The 19,942-nt window shown below is 40.3% G+C and carries 10 protein-coding genes; 7 read left to right on the top strand and 3 right to left on the bottom strand.

Translation table 11 applies throughout. From position 1 onward, the window contains the following. The first annotated feature begins 916 nt into the window (after positions 1–916). The 7 genes from ACFSQ0_RS01150 to ACFSQ0_RS01180 all read left to right on the top strand — a co-directional run bounded on the left by ACFSQ0_RS01150 (position 917) and on the right by ACFSQ0_RS01180 (position 14,118). Positions 917–1,102, top strand: a complete 186-nt coding sequence (locus ACFSQ0_RS01150; RefSeq protein WP_379042970.1) for a PID-CTERM protein-sorting domain-containing protein — start codon at positions 917–919, stop codon at positions 1,100–1,102. Between the two features lie 47 nt (positions 1,103–1,149). Continuing rightward, entirely contained in the window at positions 1,150–4,128 is a 2,979-nt protein-coding gene (locus tag ACFSQ0_RS01155; protein WP_379042973.1) for a T9SS type A sorting domain-containing protein, read from the top strand. 229 nt (positions 4,129–4,357) lie between these two features. Next, complete coding sequence (locus ACFSQ0_RS01160) at positions 4,358–8,881, top strand: PAS domain S-box protein (RefSeq protein ID WP_379042976.1); 4,524 nt, start codon at positions 4,358–4,360, stop codon at positions 8,879–8,881. After that, positions 8,878–9,303, top strand: a complete 426-nt coding sequence (locus tag ACFSQ0_RS01165; RefSeq protein WP_379042979.1) for a response regulator — start codon at positions 8,878–8,880, stop codon at positions 9,301–9,303. The genes ACFSQ0_RS01160 and ACFSQ0_RS01165 overlap by 4 nt, the downstream gene beginning before the upstream one ends. 4 nt (positions 9,304–9,307) lie before the next feature. Then, positions 9,308–10,303, top strand: a complete 996-nt coding sequence (locus tag ACFSQ0_RS01170; RefSeq protein ID WP_379042982.1) for a response regulator — start codon at positions 9,308–9,310, stop codon at positions 10,301–10,303. A gap of 5 nt (positions 10,304–10,308) precedes the next feature. Continuing rightward, positions 10,309–10,707: a response regulator gene (locus tag ACFSQ0_RS01175; protein WP_379042985.1), complete on the top strand. Its 399-nt coding sequence runs from the start codon at positions 10,309–10,311 to the stop codon at positions 10,705–10,707. Between the two features lie 387 nt (positions 10,708–11,094). After that, positions 11,095–14,118: a T9SS type A sorting domain-containing protein gene (locus ACFSQ0_RS01180; RefSeq protein WP_379042988.1), complete on the top strand. Its 3,024-nt coding sequence runs from the start codon at positions 11,095–11,097 to the stop codon at positions 14,116–14,118. Positions 14,119–14,221: 103 nt separating this feature from the next. Here the strand turns inward: ACFSQ0_RS01180 and wecB are convergent, their stop codons facing one another. From wecB to ACFSQ0_RS01195, 3 genes are all read right to left on the bottom strand, one after another. Next, positions 14,222–15,364: a non-hydrolyzing UDP-N-acetylglucosamine 2-epimerase gene (gene wecB, locus ACFSQ0_RS01185; protein WP_379042991.1), complete on the bottom strand. Its 1,143-nt coding sequence runs from the start codon at positions 15,362–15,364 to the stop codon at positions 14,222–14,224. A gap of 94 nt (positions 15,365–15,458) precedes the next feature. After that, positions 15,459–16,748, bottom strand: a complete 1,290-nt coding sequence (locus ACFSQ0_RS01190; protein WP_379042994.1) for an OmpA family protein — start codon at positions 16,746–16,748, stop codon at positions 15,459–15,461. A gap of 154 nt (positions 16,749–16,902) precedes the next feature. Further along, positions 16,903–19,935, bottom strand: coding sequence for a T9SS type A sorting domain-containing protein (locus tag ACFSQ0_RS01195; RefSeq protein WP_379042997.1), 3,033 nt, complete (start codon positions 19,933–19,935; stop codon positions 16,903–16,905). Positions 19,936–19,942 lie beyond the last annotated feature (7 nt).

The raw sequence follows: 19,942 nt of genomic DNA on the forward strand, positions 1-19,942 counted from the left end.
AGCTAAATTTTAGGAACTCACCCGATTTCCAATCGGTCTCAAACAGCCTAAAATTTTTAACGCTTACTGCACTGCCAATTTTACGCGCTATTTTCGATAGGCCGGGTTTAAAATGGTAAGTCTAATTTTTCATTTTTAATTAAAAACCCGAATAGTTTCAGAAATAGCGAGTGACAAGCGGAAGTGCGTTTCGCGATAGCGAAAAAGAGCATGCAGCGATCATGCTTTAAGCTGAACACTTTCAGCTTAAAGCAATTTCCTCAACTATTCTTGATTTTTTGGCTCGTTTTTGATCAAGCAAAAATGAACAGAAAGAATTTGTAGTATTTGGTTTGAAGTTGGATTTTGATTTTGATTGGGAGTGAAGGGTGTAGTTTCATTCACTTCTCGATACAACCCAGCGAGTCCAACTACGGCATTAAAAATGCCTGTTGGCTAGGCTGGCCCACTCGAAGTGATCCCGAATACTCGGGACTCCCTAAAGGTCGCAGTATGTTCGTAGTAGTTTAAAACCTACCTAGTCATGTGGAGTTTCGGGTTTTTGGGCGATAGAACAAAAATGCGAAGTATCGAGACACAGTCGAAAAGTAACGAATTTATTTTTTGGTTCGTTTTTGATCAAGCAAAAATGAACAGAAAGAATTTGTAGTATTTGGATTGAAGTTGGATTATCGAATAGACTTTGGATGTAGAGGGAGAGGTTATACGCTATTAATGATTTGATAATGATGTGTGATTTTGATGTTGCAAAAAGACTGATTTATTAAAAAACAATGAATATATAAAAATTAACCTTGCACTTAATCGACAAATTATGTCGATTCAACAAATATTTGAAAGATTCATTTTGGGTAACATGCTTATCGTCTAGTTTTGCCGGCTGAAACAGCTAAACACCTTTAAAACCAATTTTGTAATGCGTAAAACTAAACTACAAATTACCTTCTTATTTTTATTCTTCGCTAGCTCGTTAACCTATGCCCAAATGCCTGGTTTTGAAGGCGATGTAGATGATGAAACGCCCGCGGCGCCCATCGATTCGCTTTTGGCTTTTGGTTTATTGGCGGGTACGGCTTACGGCATCCGTAAAATTAAAAAATAAGGTTTAATCTAGCTTATTCATTCCACTTACTTATTAAATTATTACTTATGAAAAGAAGTTTACTTTTTCTCGTACTTTTTTCCTGTGCCCTAATGTCAAATACATTACAGGCACAAAATTGTGTTCCTACAGGGGCTAATCACCCTAGCGAAGGTACTTATACACAAGATGTATGGACGGCCTATGTGTATGATAGATTGTCTGGTGCTAAAAATTATGAAGGCTATTATCAACATACGGCTACCACAGGAACTTTAGGTTTAGATTTTAACACCGAGGATTATTGGGATAAAGCTAAAAATCCTACTTATCAAAATAAAGCTTATGTAGGATGCTCGATGAATAATAGTTATTTTAATGTTGATTACCGCAGAAAAGGATTCCCTAGAGGTTATTATGAAATTACCATTACCCACGATGATTGGAACGCAAGTGTAAGTTTAAATGGTACAGAGATTTATAGTTCATTTGGTTCAGCCAATCAAAGATTGATAGCCAATACCCATTATTTAGATCAGGATACTGAACTTCAAGTTGAATGGGCTGAATCATTTGGTAACTCTAATGTTTCCATCCAATTTAACAGAATAAGTCTTGGTTTTGGTCAAGACGAGTGGTTAACGGCTGTTTTTTCTGATGATTCATTTACCAATTACGCAGGGCAATTCAGCCAAAGCGGTCTAGATTTTACGAGTCCGTGGTCTTCCACTCAGACGCCGTCAGATGCTCCTGGTTATACCGGTACCAGCATATCAAACAATACTTCTTATATTTACCGTCGTCGCGGATTTGATTGCGGATTCTATAGCATAGATGTTACCGAATATGACGATGATACCGAGATTATTATCGATGGACAAAGCGTTTGGTCAAAAACCGGTTATAACCTAAATGGTGAAACAGGGGTGTGGACCGGCGTTTTGGGTGCCGATACCGAGATGGAGGTAAAAGTACGTAACAATGGTAGCGGGCCAACCAGTATTGGATTGCAATTCAATCGACTGGATCAGGCTCCAGCTGGAACCGTGGTTTGGACAGGGAAGCAGAACAATCGCGCCAATAATGCCGCCAACTGGTGTCCGGCTTTACCTGGACCTAACGACCAGGTGTATATCCCGAAACAAAGCCTTACCCCCAACAACCTAAAATTAAATGTAGATGCCGAAATCGGCTCGCTTTATATTGCCGAATCTGCAGTGGTAGATTTGCAAGATCACAAACTAACGCTAAACGGAGATTTTGAATTGCAAGGAGCTTTGGTCAATAACCAAATCGGATTTTTAGGCTTTGCGGGCAATCAAGCCAGCATCAAAGGAAAAGCTTTTGAAGTAGATCAACTGCAAATTTCGGGGCAAAACGTCAATATTGCTACCTACCAAAATATAAGCGTAAGGCAGTGGGTTCGCTTAACTGCGGGTAGTTTAAATACCAATGATAAGCTGACGCTAACTTGTGCTTTTGTAAACGGAGGAACCGAACTGGGGCAAATCGATGAGATCCCTGCCGGTAGTACGATTAATGGTGAGGTCTTAGTAGAACAATGCATGCCTGCACGTCGTGGTTTTAGGTTGGTGACTTCGCAAGTGACCACCAGTACCTCTATTCACGATAACTGGCAAGAAGGAGCTTTGCAGTGGAATCACGATCCGCATCCGAGCAACGGCAACCGACCTGGATATGGAACCCATATCACGGGTACCACGAGCGATCAAACCAATGGTTTTGATTTAACCCCAAGCGGAAACCCGTCTATGTTTCAATTCAATAACGCGAGTCAGACCTGGAGTCCGATTGCCAATACCGATGCTACAAACTTAACAGCAGGGCAGCCTTGGCGATTGATGGTTCGTGGCGATCGATCTACCGATATTACTTCAAATGCAGCTGCGCCTAGCAACACCATTTTACGCGCTCAAGGAGACTTAGTTCAGGGTGATATCGATATGGCAGCCAACTTTAATGCTACGAAAGGAGCTTTTAACCTAGTAGGAAACCCTTATGCTGCCGCTGTAGATTTAAGGAAATTAATGCTTAATAGTAAGCATATCAGCAAACTACAGGTATATATGTGGGATGTGACTAAAGGAGGAAAACCAATTGTGGGTCAGCCTGGCGGTCGAGGAGCTTTTGTAACGATTGATTTAGAAAACCCTATAGGAAGTATTGTAGGTTCTTTGTTAAGAAAACAATACATACAACCCGGGCAGGCGGTATTTATGGTTGCCCGAGGTTCAGGTACTCCCGAACTTATTTTTAAAGAGTCCTATAAAGAGGTAGAAGCGCCAATTGCTGATGTTTTTCGTGCCCCAACAGCTGCCTTTATGGATATACAATTATTTGATCAGAACAGTTTGTTGAATGGCGGATCGACTTTAGATGCCTTACGATTGAAATGGAAGGATACCTATTCCAGTTTGGCAGGAGAAGAAGATGCGGCTAAAATGGGTAACTTGGATGAGAACTTAGCCGTAGTGAATAATCAAAACTATTTGAGTATTGACCGTAGGGCTTTCCCGCAGCAAGAAGAAATACTGCCCTTGTTCATTAACCAATACCGGCATAACGACTATGTGTTGCGTTTTAATAATAAAAATAGTTTTGAACACGAGGTATATTTAATCGATTATTACTTGAATACCGAAACCCCTATTCAAGGAGATGCATTTACGCATGTCTTTCAAGTAGACCCTGATGTAGAGGCCAGTACCGACCCTATGCGCTTTGCTTTAAAATTTAAACCACAAGGTAAATTGAATAGCGATACCCTGCAAGACGAAACATGGAGTATGTATCCGAATCCGTTGCGCGGTAATCAACTGCAAATTCAATTACCTCAACAAGCTACGGGTACCCAAGTACAAATACAAATTAGCGATATGTTAGGAAAAGTAGTATGGAGCGAAACTCAAACGCTCCAGCAAAAAAGTTTATCGCTTGAATCCCTTGCTTTAAAAGCTGGCATGTATATGGTAAGCCTGCAAACCACTGAAGGGCAATATCATACTCAGAAGTTGATGGTAGAATAAAGCCATTTTCATTTCATCTAAAACCCGGCAAGTTTTGTCGGGTTTTTTGTTTTATAAATGTTAACAAATTTTAACTTAGAATTTATATTAAGATTAAAGTTTGTTTTGTAAGGATTAAAATTATTAATTTTATCATCTGAATTGAAATTATCTTTTAGAAATTTGCAATCTTTTTTTGATGAAGAAGAACGGCTATAAATGACTTTTAAAAGTGCATTCTGTTAAGCCAATGAGGATAGAAGATTACAAAAATGCGTCGCCCCCTATGCATGAATTTAAAGTTAATCAAGAAATACTAGATGATTTACCCGATTTAATCTGGGTGGTCGATACCGAAATGCGCTTGGTTTATGCCAACCATGCTTATCATCGGGCAATCCGCCAAGCTATTGGTAGGTCTTTTGACTACGGCGAGTCTGTTCTGGCACATGAATATGATGAAGAATCACTTCAAGTTTGGCGAGCTCATTATAAAAAAGCTTTAGAGGGGGCTGCTTTTGAAGTAGAGGATGAGTTTTTTGACCCTAAGCAACATCAAATTGTTTACAATCATATTACACTTAAATCTATTCAACAGGAAGGGCAAACTTTTGTGTTTTGTTCTGGCAAAGATATAACCCAACTAACCAATCAATGCTTTCGCGTTAACGGTTTATTGAATGCCTCTTTAGATGTTTTCTGTACTATAGATCGTGATGGTATAATTCAATTCATCAGTTCGGCGGCCAGTCTTCAGTGGGGGTATTCGCCAAAAAGTCTACGTAGTAGCGAACTGTTGAGTTTAGTGCGTTCTGCCGATCGTGAGGCTTCGCATCAGATGGCAAAGAGTATCATCCGTAAAGGAACCGAGGTACGGCATTTTCTGAATTATATTTTACACAAAGATGGCCGAGAGATACCTTTCTACTGGTCGGCTCGTTGGGATGAAACCCAAGAATTAATGTATTGCGTGGCACGGGATGCTAGCGATTATTTGCTTCAGGAACGTAAATTGCAACAACGCGAACAGCATTTTAAAGCACTTGTACAAGAAGGGGTAGATTTGATGTTGGTGTTGACTGCTGATGCTCGTTTTTCCTATATAAATCAGAACAATTGGTTTCCCGAGTCACATGTGCAAGATACGCTTCAGGGTAAGAATGCTTTAGCATTAACTCATCCGCAAGATCGTGAGGTTTTAGCAAAAGCAATGAGCTCGTTAAAACCGGGGGAACGAAAACAATTACAACCTTTTAGGATTCGCTATAATAAGGAGGAATGGCGTTGGTTGTCTGGCGTACTTACCAATATGCTAGAGAATCCGGCTGTTCAAGGGTTAGTGCTCAATGCTCAAGATATAACCCAACGCATTGAAGAAAAAGAGCATTTAGAGCTGTTATATACGGCGATTAATAGTATTAGCGATGCGGTATTTATCACAAGAGCTGCGCCTCTTGATGCACCTGGACCAGAAATTATTTATGTTAATCAGGCTTTTACCAACCTAATGGGGTATCAACCTGAAGAGATTATAGGAAAGCAGCCTTGTATCCTTCAAGGTAGTAACACCGATACTGCCAGTTTACAGTTGATTAGACAGCATCTCGAACGCCAGGAACCCATTACTGTAGAATTGCTTAATTATACCCAGGAGGGCAAAGAAATTTGGGTGGATTTGCAATTTAGCCCTATACGTAATAACCGACAAGAGGTCACTCATTTCATCGCTATTCAACGGGATATTACCCACGAGAAAAAAGCCCGTTTAGAAAAAGAACTACTAGCCGATATTAAGCAAGGCTTTAGTGCAGCCGAGAATTTATTGGCGGGCTGCCAATCGCTATGTGAAAATATATATGACTACGGTTATTTTGAATTTGTAGAGCTATGGATGCCTACACAAAGCAAGGACCATATTCAGTTATTTGCTTATCATGCTCAGATGACAGAATTATACGAGCGTTATGGCCGATTGACTACTTTTGAGATAGATGAAGGTTTGCCAGGGAAAATATGGCGTGATCAGACGACCTTAATTTGGGACGAGGTTGAAATTCAAAACCATTTCATAAGGAGAGAAGCCTTATCAGCCGAACAAATAAAATATGTAATGGCTGTCCCAATATTCTATCAAGCTGAGTTTTTAGGTTGTTTGGTGTTGGCTAGCAAGCGTAATCGTAATTATATAGAACGCTACCGGGAAGTTGCCGAGCGCTTGCAACAGCCAGTGGCTGCCGAATTGCAACGTAAAATACTAGAAGATACCTATAAGAATCTATATAATACCATACCAGAGTTTGTCTGTATGCTCGATACGAGTGGTAGCGTTTTGAATGTTAACCCAGCCGGTTTGGAGTTGATGGGTTATACTGCCTCCGAAATACAAGGCAAAGATTTTTCCCAATTTATTTATCCACCTGATTTGGAAAAAACGGCAGCTTTGATTCAATCGGTTTTTGAGGGGCAAATCGCCCATGATTTTCAAAATCGCTATTACAAAAAGAACGGTGAATTGATCTGGTTCAGCTGGAGTTGTCGAAGAGCTTTAAGCGGCGAAGTGATTTTTGCGGCTGGAAAAGACATAACTCAAGAAAAGCTGTTACAAGAAAGCAATCAGCGTGCCTGTGAAATGGCTCAATTGGCTTTTTGGGAGTTAGATTGTGAAGAAAAGCAAATGCATTGGTCTAAGGATGCCATACGACTTTTAGACTCCCCCACAACAAATCAATATGAATCTATAGCCGAGGTACTGGGGCATTTTGAGCGTGATTTTGGCCGTCAAATCACAGAAAAAATTATGTTGGCTTGCAAAAAGCAAGCAACATTTGAACTGGAGGTACAGCTTAGCCAATTGGGAGGCGAAGAGCGCTGGATGCGCTTGCAAGGAGGTCCGAAACCCTATTCCACAACCTCCAAGAAAATCAGCGGAAGCATACAAGATATAAGTGAATCAAAGCGTTTGCAATTGCAAATCGAAGAAGTATTAGGCAGTATTTCTGATGCGTTTTACGCCTTCAATAGCCAATGGGAATTCACCTATTTTAACCGTATGGCCGAAGAGTTGTTAGACCGGAAAACCGAAGAAGTGCTGGGTAAATCCCTTTTTGAGGTTTTTCCTTTAATTGAAGACAGTTGGCTCTTTGAACAATTTCTAAATGCAGCGCAAAATCAGGAAAGCGCTAGTTTTGAGTACCATTATCCCGAAGACCAGCGCTGGTACGAAATCAATGTATATCCTTCGGCATCTGGACTTTCGGTTTACTTTAAAAATATAGATGAACGTATTCAGGCCGCTCGCGCATTAGAGCAGGCTTTTGCCGAAAAGAGTCAGATACTCGAGAGTATCGGCGATGCCTTTTTTACTTTAGATGCCGATTGGAATATTACTTACTGGAACCAGCAAGCCTCTGTCGTAACCAGTGTGGCAAAAGAAATAGTCTTAGGTAATTCGATTTGGGAAGTATTTCCAGAAGCCTATCAAAGTATCTTTCATAAAAAATATAAACAAGCTTTGGCGACTCAAAAGGTTTTGCGTTTTGAAGCCTATTATGAACCTGTAGAGGCCTGGTTTCAGGTAGCTGCATACCCCGCCAATCAGGGTCTTTCGGTTTATTTTAGCGATATTACCGAGAAAAAACAAGCCGAAGAAGCTCTTAAACAAGCTAATGAACGCTTTGAAAAAATAGCCCAAGCCACCCAAGATGCTATTTGGGATTGGAACTTAGCAACCAATGAGATTTATTTGGGTGAAGGCTTTAATAAATTGTTTGGGCATGATACCAGTTATGTGCATCCTGATCTTTCGGCTTGGACGGAACGTATACATCCCGATGATCTGGAGGAGGTGAACGCAAGTCTCGAAGAAGTCATTGCCAGCGATGAGGATCTATGGGTAAAAGAATACCGCTATAGATTGGCTGATGGGAATTATGCCGAAATTATAGATCGCGGATTGCTGATGCGTACTGGTCAAGGTAAAGCCTATCGTATGGTAGGGGTGATGGAAGATATAACAAAACAAAAGCAATACCAACAGCATCTCAAGCAATTGAATGCCGATCTTAATAAGCGAGCAGAAGAGTTGCAGCGTTCAAATGAAGAATTAGAGCAATTTGCTTTTATCATCTCGCACGATTTGCAAGAACCACTTCGTATGGTGAATGCTTTTATGAATCAATTGCAAAGACGTTATGGCGAACAATTAGATGAACGCGCCAATCAATATATTCATTTTGCAGCCGATGGTGCCCAACGCATGAAACAAATTATTTTAGACTTGTTGACTTATTCTAGAGTAGGGCGCCCTACCGAGAAGCTTGAGCTAGTAGATTTAAATGAGGTGATGGCCGATTTTAAACACCTTAGGCGAAAATTGATACAAGAAAATAAGGCGCAATTGCAGTTTCCTGATTTACCTAGCATACCTACCTATAAAGCGGTAATCACTCAAATTTTTCATGGTTTATTAGATAATGCGCTTAAATACAAGCAACCCGGGAAGCCAGCCAAAATAAAATTGACTTGCGAAGAGGAGGCTCAACAATTTGTATTTGGCGTACACGATCAAGGGATAGGTATAGAACCCCAATTTTTTGATAAAATTTTTGTAATTTTCCAACGTCTGCACAACCGAGAAGAATATCCAGGAACAGGGATTGGCTTAGCCATGGTGAAAAAAGGGGTGCAGTTTTTAGGCGGAAACATTTGGTTAGCGTCCACTCCAGGTCAAGGCACTAGTTTTTATTTTACCTTAAAAAAGAATATTCAAGCATGAGAAAAGTAAATGTATTGTTGGTAGAAGACAACGAAGGCGATATTCTATTAACACAAGAGGCTTTTGAAGAAAGCAAGGTGCAGGCCGATTTAAGTGTAGTGCGCAACGGCCAAGAGGCTTTAGATTTCTTGTTCAAAAGAAAAGACTATGAGGACGCACAAAGACCCGATATTATCTTGCTGGATATCAATATACCGATTTATAACGGACACGAAGTCTTGCAACAGATTAAAACCGACGAGCAGTTAAAAACCATTCCGGTTATCATGCTTACCACTTCCAACAACCAAGAAGATGTGAAGAAGTGTTATGAACAACACTGCAATACCTATATTGTGAAACCGCTGGATATGGAAGAATTTTTAGAAGTGATTTTAAAAATAGACCAATTCTGGTTGCAACTCTCAGTAATTCCCGACTAAGCCTATGCTTTCAAACAGAGCCAAACCCTTGAATGTATTGGTTATAGAAGATAACTTGGGCGATTATATACTCCTTGAAGATTACTTGTTGGAAAAAAATAAAGGGATTCAAATCGAGCATGCCCAGAATTTGAGTCAAGCTCAAGATATTCTAAACTTTAAACTTGAGATCAATTTAATTTTTTTGGACTTGATTTTGCCTGACGCTAGTGGGATAGAATTGGTGCAGGCCTGTTTGAAAATGGCCGATAAAACACCTATAATTATTTTAACCGGATACAGCGATTTGCATTGGGCAAAACGCAGTTTGCAATTAGGGGTTTATGATTTTTTGGTGAAAGATGAACTCAACCCCAATTTATTGGGAAAGAGTATGGCTTTTACACTCAACCGTCACTTTTTTATTCAACAGGTGGAGAGGGAGCGACAAAACTTTGCCCGGCTATTTAATTTAAGTCCGCAACCCATGTGGTTACTCGAACCTCAAAAATTAGCGATTACCCATGCTAATCAAGCGGCTTGTGAATTATATCCTGATAAAAGCAAAGTATTCAATAACTTAAGCTTTTTAGAGCTATTTGGTGAAGAAGATCGTATTTCGATTCAGGAGTTGATCCAGATGAAAAACACTAGCCGCGGCCAGCATTACTTTGAGCAGCCCAATACGCTAGAGGGAAATATACAAGTGGAGTTGCATTTTACCCGTGTACCCGATATGGACGCTGGAGAAGCAATACTCATACAAGCTAATAATGTAACCCGCACTTTAGATTACATACAAACTATTGAACGTCAGAATGCAAAACTTCGAAAAATAGCCTGGGACCAGTCGCACCGATTGCGGGCACCCTTAGCGCGAATTATGAGTATTGTAAATTTAATACAAGCGCACCCTGAAAGTGTAGAAGATTTAGTATCTTGGTTAAATGAACTCAAATATTCGTCGGAAGAGATGGATGCGGTTTTGAAACAATTAGTAAATGAAACAAAGGAAGGCTGAAAAGCATGGAGAGCAGCAAAAAGCACATTGTGATTATTGATGATGATCCTATTTACCAACGAATTATTAAATTCTTGGCGCAACGCATGGTGCCCGACTATGAACAGCATGCACTTTTAAACGCAGCAGGCGCTTCCCAAATATTAAAAAAACTATTAAAGCGTGGAGAGCAGGTTTATGTGCTCCTCGACCTGAATATGCCTGAATACGATGGCTGGCGCTTTTTAGATCTAACAGAAAAAGCAAGTTGGGCAGCTTGTTCACAATTAAAACTGTTTGTGGTTTCCTCAACTACAGATACCCGCGAAATTGAAAGGGCAAAAGAATATGCCCTGGTGAAGGATGTCATTACAAAACCTTTCACGAAAGAAAACTTAAACTACATTCTTGGATACGCTTCTTAAAAAGAGGGGCAGCAAATTAGGTTTCCTCGTGTTTAATCGATAATTCTCTCTACCCGCTAATACTAAATACTTATACCTATCAATTTGCTTAAAAAATAAGAGCTGTTCTTTAGGTTATTAAAGACTAAAAATGAGCTACTTAAAAAAATATTAAAAATTCTCCTAATTTTTAGTTAAATTTAGATTAAAAGTATAAATTTGTCTTTAAAAGGTGTTTAAAGCCTTTAAAACGAATGACTTGTCGGTTATTTTTTTCTATTGAACGAAAATTTTGTTAGACGTATTGGTATTTTTCAATGAAGGGCTAAAGCTTTTCTAGTCTACGCCTCTAGCTGTTATTCCGACAAATTTATTGGTATGTACAATAATAACTTAAATCCAATTTATATGAGAAAACTTTTCTTTTTGATTTTATGTCTGTTTGTAACGGCTTTAACAGCCGATTCCTGGGCGCAGTGTACCAATCTGCCTAGTTCGCCTACTGTGCTTAGCGCAGTAGAAGGGGAGTGGCGCGCTTATGCTTATGATGGAGCCAATACCAGCCCCAACAGTAATGCCTATTACGGTTATTATACCGATGCGCATGCGTATGGACCGGGAAAATTAAGTTTCGATTCCAGTTTATCCTATGCCGTAACAGGAAATCCCAGTGATGCGCCAGGATTTGATGGTTGTACTACGCTAGGCAATAACAATCACTCTTTGGTGTATACGACTATTATTCCTAAAACTGGGAACTATAAAATGAGAATACGACACAATAATACGGCTCAAGTATTTCAAAATACTACTCGAATTTATAACGGTACCAGCACGCGGGCGAGTTTTCAGAACATTCCAGTTCGCCAGTTTACCGCAGGCCAAAAAATTGAAGTGCGATTGCAAGAAACCACAGGCGATTCTTTTGTGCAATTTGAAATGATACCAGAATTCGATTTCGCAGGAGTAGGAGATGGTTTTTGGGAGTGTTCGGTGTATTCACTAGGGAACTTCACTGATTATCAGGGAGGCTTTGTCACCACAGAGACCGGTTTAGGATTTGATTCAAATGACTATAATTTTGGTGATAGTGCAAGTAATCCAGCATCTACGGCTGATGGTTATGTAGGAGACGGAGTTTCGGCGAATCATTCCTATAAATTTATGCGTCAAAATTTTGATTGCGGTTATTACCAATTTGATATCATCCGTCACGATGATGATGCCGACTTAATTATTGATGGTAGTACAATTTTATCAAGACCAGGTTGGACTAATACACGCGAGAATAATGTAGCTCGTGTATATTTAGGGCCAAACTCGGTAGTGGAATTTAGGGTGACAAATTCGGGTGGTGGACCAACTTCAGCAGGATTAGCCTTAACCCGCTTAGACGCTGGCTCAAATGAAACCATCTGGACCGGTGAAGTAAGTACGAATACGAATAATCCGGCCAACTGGTGCCCAGGGTTACCTGATGCTACGACCAACGTATATATTCCAGATCCTGCTTTTACCACTAATAGTCCGGTGATGAATGCAGATTTAAGTGTTGCTAACTTGCGTTTTCACGCAAATGCTAGCTTAGATGCTCAATCGGCCTTTAGATTAAGTGTAAACGGTACCCTAACCACCACTGCCTCTCAACTGGTTGGAGGTAAAGTAAACGAATTGTATTTAGGCTCAACAAATGCACGCCTTGAAGGTGAAGGTTTTGAGGTTACTACTTTAATTGTGGATGGCACTGCTACTTTAGCCTTAAATGCCAATCAAGAAATCGGTATAACCGATTTGGTACAAGTAAACAGTGGTAGCTTGGACACCAATGGGCAACTGCGTTTAAAATGCCAATTCGCAGATTTAACTCAGCGTGTAGCCCAGATCGATGATTTGACCAATGGCAGCATCACGGGAGATGTTATTACCGAGCAGTGCATACCCGGCCGTCGTGGCTTCCGCTTGGTAACGCCACCGGTTACCACCAGCACTACGATTCACAATAATTGGCAGCAAGGAGCCACTGCCGTAGGTGATAACCCTAAGTCTGGTTATGGTACGCATATTACCGGCTCTAAAATAGATCAAACCAATGGTTTTGATGCAACCCCTAGTGGTAATCCCTCATTATTCCTTTTTGATAATAGCAACCAACAATGGTCGTCTATTGCTAATACCAATGTCAACACCTTAACGGCAGGTCAAGGCTATCGCTTAATGGTACGTGGAGATCGCAGTCTTGATATTAGATATAATACTGCTTTATCTAATAATACCATTTTAGAAGCTACTGGTAGTGTTCGTCAAGGAAATGTTGACCTGGCTAACGAACTTAATTTTAGCAGTATGGCAGATGATTTTAACTTTTTTGGTAATCCGTATCCAGCCGCTATTGATATGCAGGCGGTATTGCAAAACGCCACTAATTTGGCTAGCGATTACTACATCTGGGACCCCAATTTAGGTGGAACAAACGATAACAATCAGAATTCATCTAATTTAGGAGGACGAGGAGCTTTTGTCACGGTAGATACCGAACAAAACACAAACACCGTTGCAACAGGAACTTCAGGTTTTACCACTTCGGCTGCCAATCGCTATTTACAACCGGGGCAGGCTGCCTTTGTAAAAAGTACAGGAGGAGTACCCGATATGAGTATTCAAGAAAGTTACAAACGCGTGAGTGAGCCCCAAACCGATGTTTTTAGACCAGGGGCACAAACGAGAACTTATGTAGATTTGATCCTTTATGAAGCGAATCAGTTGCAAAATGGCGAAACTTATCGCGATGCTTTGCGCCTGAAATGGAACAGTAGTTATACTACATTGGCTGGAGTGGAAGATGCTTCTAAAATGGGAAATTTAGATGAAAACATCGCTGTGGTTAACAATGGTAAGTATTTGGCGATAGATCGTCGTAATTATCCAAGTCAAGAAGAAATAATTCCTCTTTTCGTCAATCAATACCGTCATCAGATTTACACTGTGGTGGTAAAACGCACCGAATGGGAGAATATGGACTTGTATTGGGTAGATAACTATCTGAATACCGAAACTTTAATCGATAATGATATACAGTTTATTCACTTTAGTGTAGACGCTAACTTGCCTGCAAGTATTGCTGCTCAACGCTTTGCATTGAAAGTTAAACCTAGTAGTTTAGGTATTAGCGATATGCCAGCTGAAGGATTTAGTATGTACCCAAATCCGCTTAATCAAGACTATTTAAGTTTTGCTTTGCCGGCTAATTTAGATGGTTTGTGGACAGTTAAGGTTTTTGATATGCTAGGTAAGAAAGTTATGGAAGAGGATGCAACAGCAGATAATCAACAATTTGAACTACAAGCAAATCAGCTAAAGACTGGGGTATATTTGGTTCAGCTTCAGCATACTTCTAGTCAAAAGCAATTCACCCAAAAATTAGTAGTACACTAGCGTAATAATGTTAGTATAAACATAAAAAGAATCCACCAAGCGGTGGATTCTTTTTTTTATAGGTGTTTATTATTTGATAAACTATAGGTTAAGGCGGTTTTTTTTATGCCGTTGGTGTTTGTTCCCGCATAAAGGCTACAATGCGATTGGCCGCTTTACCATCCCCGTAAGGGTTATGCAGCTTACTCATGTTAGCATAGCTTTCGGGATCGGTTAATAGTTTTTTTGCTTCGCTTACAATTTTGTCTTCCTCCGTGCCCACTAAAATAACGGTGCCAGCTTCTACGGCTTCTGGACGCTCGGTGGTATCACGCATTACCAATACTGGTTTGCCCAAACTAGGCGCCTCTTCTTGAACGCCACCGCTATCGGTAATAATTAAATGAGACCGATTCATCAACCAAACAAAGGCCGGGTAGTCTAGCGGCTCAATCAATAGTATATTAGGTATTTGTCCTAAAAGTCGGTGTACGGGTTCCTTTACCTTAGGGTTGAGGTGTACCGGATAAACCAATTGGACGCTATCTGAAAATTCTTCTGCTAAAGATTTTAAGGCTTTACAGATGTTCTCAAAGCCTTGGCCGTGATTTTCTCGGCGATGGCCGGTGATTAAAATACACTTTTTATTTGGGTCTAGCCAAGCGGCAAGTTGTTGAATATGCGCATCACTATAGCTTTTCACCTGCTCGGTACTCATCAGTAGTGCATCGATTACCGTATTACCTGTCACACAAATTTGACTTTCGGCAATATTCTCTTGCAATAAATTAGCTTTAGAAGTTGGGGTAGGGGCAAAGTGAAAATCGGTTAAGCGGCCAGTCAATTGTCGGTTCATTTCCTCAGGGAAAGGCGACCATTTGTTATGTGTGCGCAGCCCAGCTTCGATATGGCAAACCTCAATGCCCGCATAGAAAGCAGCAAGTGCAGCGGCCATGCTGGTAGTGGTGTCACCATGCACGTATACATAATCGGGTTTAAAATCTTCAAATACAGCTTGCATTTGGGTGATGATATCGGCGGTTAAACCGGAAAGGTTCTGATTGGGTTTCATGATATCCAAATCGTAATCGGCTTGAATCTCAAAGAACTGCAATACTTGATCGAGCATTTCTCGATGTTGTGCGGTTACACATACCTTGGTGATGAATTGCTTTTCTCCTTGTAGGGCTTTTACTACAGGGGCCATTTTAATGGCTTCGGGGCGGGTACCAAATACCACCAAATGTTTGGGTGAAGCAGAAGGCATAGTTTTTAATTTAAATTATAATAAAGTAGCGAATATAAAAAAACAGCTCCTAAATTGGAGCTGTTTTTTTATTTATAAACTAAAGCGCTTAGGCTTAGTGTAATTTAAAGGTAACGCGACGTACCAATTGTCTTGCTTCTGAAGAAGACTTATCAACTGAATCGTCAATTCCCTCACCGTCGTGGCTTAAGCGATCTTCGCTTATTCCAGAAGCTACTAAAATATCATAAACTTTCTTGGCTCTTCGCTTAGATAAATCTAAGTTGTATTGTGGATTACCAATTTCATCAGCATATCCTGTTAAGCTTGCTTTTGCAGAAGGATTCTGGCGCATATAGGTAATCAAATAGTTGATAGCCTCATACGAGTATACTTCTGGGTTGGTGCTGTTGAATTCGAAATATACGTTTACATAACCATCGTTGATCAAAGACTTGATAGTTCCTGAACCAGCGTTCATCGCCTCAGCTTTCTCCTTGGTCATGTAACGCTTTTCTAAAGAAGCTTCTAATTCATCTGGAATACCATTGTTGTTGGTGTCTACCGCTCTACCGTTAGAATCTACGGCTACACCATTAGTAGTGTTAGGCTCACGATCTAAGTAGTTAGGTACACCATCCATATCTGAATCTAGCATATCGTCTTCGATTTTACTTAAACGATTCTGGATGCTGTCTAATTCTTGAGTTAATTCTTTTTGGTTGATGATGTCTACCCAATCAGCATGTTTACTGTGTTTTCCTAGGTACACCTGAATACCAATAGCCGCGGTTAAAGCTTCCGATTCAAAAGAACGAATAGTGTTCATTTGTTGGTTACCTTCCCAAGTATAAGATTGTCCTAGGTGCCCAGCATAAGTTACATCGGCATAAAGCGCTACACGATCGCTTAAACGAATCTGAGGCGTAATTCCCGCCATAAATACAGGAGAAGAGTCGTTTTCATCGGCGTAGATGGCATCGTCACCAAATTGGTAAAAAGCAACCCCACCCCCAGCGTGGAAAAGTAAGTTGAAACCGTTTGTCCACTCTCTAAAGCCTAAAACAGAACCTAAATTGGCAACAGCCTCTAAGGTGGCACGTGAGTAAGTGGTTTCAAAAGCCAAAGACTCATCGTCTTCACTAATCTTACTGTAGTGACCTCCTAATTTAAGACCAAACTTATCGTTGATCATATAACGTACTGCTAGTTCACCGCCTAAAGAGTTGGTGAAAGAGGAGTTATAGTCTGCCCCAGCGTTGTCATTTTCAAAACCTCTACCAGGTTCGGTCATTCCGAAACCTGCTTCAATCGACCAATGGTTATAATCTTGGTCCTTTGTTTCTTGTGCTTGTGCTTGTGTGCCCAATAAGGCCAAAGCGAATAATAAAGTAATTTTCTTCATAGTGTTTAGGTTACTTGTAAGATAAAGCAAAGATAATATAGTTTTTATAGTGTTAAAACAATTTGCCCTTTTATTAAAGGAAACTTACATCTTATCGAACAAATCTAGATAAATCTGTTTTATTTAATTTAAAATTTTCGTTAAATATCTTATTTTAATTTTTTATAAACTGCTCACGGTATAGGTTTTGGCCATTATTGTCAATCAATACCAGTACATAATTTCCTGTCTGTAGTTTGCTTAAATCTAGGCTATACGTGGACTGGTTTTTATCAATATTCTGTTGAATTAATTTTTGTCCTAGCATATTATACACCTGTACTTGACGGGCTTGGCTTTTACCTAGATCTAGCTGCAAGTTCAATAGGTTATGTGCCGGTACTGGGTATATTTTATATACGCTTGCAGTTTCTTCATCAATACTTAGCTGGCTGCCCCATTTAAAATAGAACCTATCTTGAGCAATGCTGCCGGGTAAACTACTGTCTACACTAAAATTATAAACCTGGTCGTTTTTGCTCACCAGAATCTCCTTGTTTTTATACTGGTCTACTAAATACAGGTTTAACCCTGGTAAACTTTCGAAAGTAAATTGAAGACTGTACTGGTTTTCTCGGTATTGATTCACAAATAGTGGAATGGTCTCTCCCGTTTGTGGCATGCTTCTACGATCGATACTCGTGTATGCCTGTCCATTTACAACCGCTATATTTTCATCTAAATTACCAAACTTAGGTAAGTCTTCTCCTGCATACGCGTTGCTGTATTGCGAATCCCATTTGATGCGTATGGCATCACGGGGTTTTTCTTGATTCAAGAATTGATTTTGTGTATAGAGTTGTAGTGTTAAACTCGGTATATCATTTCCTGTGCTAAACACGGCAGTTTGTGCCTGATTTATATTTTTATAAGCCTCTTTAAACATCATTGTAGGAGTAACTCCTGTTGTTTGAGTGACCACAAAAGCTGCTTGACCTGGCTGTAAGAATTGATTGGCAGCAGAACCGGTAGCCCCATCAATTGCTGAACCATCATCCATATCTATAGATACAAATGCTCCGCGTACCCCCATCTGTGCATCCCAAACAATATAATCTTGCTTTAGGTTAGTGGTTGCAGCATCATTCAAAACCATTCCCATATCTACGGCTGCGGGGTATGGGTTACCAAAGAAATTAAAGGCATCGGCATTTTGGTTAAATTGAGTGTTGTATAATACATCTCCGCTTAGTATGCTTCCAGTTGCTCGTAAGATGGTATTGCTAGGTGCAGCAGCATTGTTCGTTATGTCAGTAGAACGGTCACCACGCACCATTAAACGTAAGGGTTCTCCTGCACTAAGTGTATTGATGTCGGTATTGTCTATAGCCGACCATTGCTGACTGCTATTGTTGAACAAGAACAAGGAAGGATTCCCACTTGGTGTAAGGTCAAAACCATTGGTCTGATCTGAATTGGTTCCTGTGATATGCGTTCCGTAACCGGGATTAGGGTCATTGTTCCAAGCATTGGCTCCTTCCTGCCAGTTATCATGAATGCTCGTGGTAGTGCTTACTGGAGAACTTACTAATCTAAAGGCACGACGTGCAGGAATACATTGTTCGGTAATCACATTACCAGTGACACTGCTACCGCTTACCAATTCTCCTATTTGAGCTACACGATTGGCGGCATCATTAAAGCGACAAGCCAAGACTAAATTATCATTAGTAGTTAGGTTCGCCGTATTGGTGAAAGTTAAATTATTTAACAAACGAATAGGAGTAGAAGTGCTAAGATTAAGATCTCCCGCTAAGTTAATTGAGCCTATTTCAAAACCTGCACCATTTATATTTTGAGCAGCAGCATTCCCTGCATCGTCAAAATTTAATTGTCCACTTTCAGAATTGATGATACCTCCTTCATTATTCAGGTTCCCCGATAGGGTCAAGGTATTAGTAATGCTCATGTTTGCCTCAGAATAGATATTAACATCTTTAGCATTAAAACTCACATTGAAATTAGGAAAATTGGGCACATTGGCTGGTATATGTAATTCTGGTTCGGTTACCAATGAAGGATCATCTACACACCAGTTTCCAGCTTTTGAGACATCGCTATCGATGGCACCTGTCCAAATTACCATATTATTACCGCTACTTGGCACCGCTATGGGCACAAAGCTTAATGCACCTCGTGAAGCTCCTGCATCCTCAACAATAGAAAAGGAAATTTTAGAACTAGCACCGAGGTAACCTTGCCAAACGTTGGGAACACCATTGCGGTTATCCCAGCTATTGCTGCTATACACCAACTCGCCGTCTACTATTAAACGCACATCATCATCGTGACGTGTAATGTCAATTTGATATATGCCGCAAGGGAAACCCTCACGCGCATAGGTATAGGAGTGGTTGTCATTGCTTACGGGATCACCTGAATAGGCCGCACCACTGGTAGCATTTGCATTAGATGGGGTATCATTATCTGACCAACGGTCGGCGGTGTCAAAGCTTAGATTGGTCTCTGTGTAATAACCTTCTAATACACTAAAAGCTTTGTCGCTATAAACGCTTACATGCCATTCGTCAGTGCCATAAGTTAAGCTAGGATTGCTTACTGGTTCAACCTGTAAAGCACCATACGAATTTCCTGGGCGTTCTATCCAAACGTATTCTACTTCAGAATTTGCATCTAAATTACCAGACCATACATTGGCATGGGTATCACAGCATCCATCGTGTTGAAAAACAACACTGCCATCTATTATTATCCATACATTATCATCATGGGCTTGTCCAGAAGGTTGACCTGGGGCACTTGTGATAGATAAGGTATAGGTGTCATTTGGAAAGCCTTTACGTTTGTAACTTACCATATGATTGTTTGACGTAACGTTACAACCTGTATAACCTGTTACATTACTGGGACTTTGATTAGCGGCAAAGGACTGGCGCGAGTCAAAGCTCAAATTACCCGTGCCATAACCGGCGTCTATATAATAGCCGCGGTAATCGCTATAATCTCTTTGGTTAAAAGCCGGCTCGCTACTGCCTACTGAAACAAGGTTGTAAGCATAGACAGTCCATTGATTGTTGATAAAATCTCCCGGTGTGGGGTCGGTCGTGTCGTCTGCACATTGTGCGTGCAGACCTATCGACCAAGTTGTTGTAAGTAAAAAACTGAGGAGTAAACCAAGTTTTCTCATATAGATT

Source organism: Mesonia sediminis (assembly GCF_042684705.1).
Taxonomy (GTDB): Bacteria; Bacteroidota; Bacteroidia; order Flavobacteriales; family Flavobacteriaceae; genus Mesonia; species Mesonia sediminis.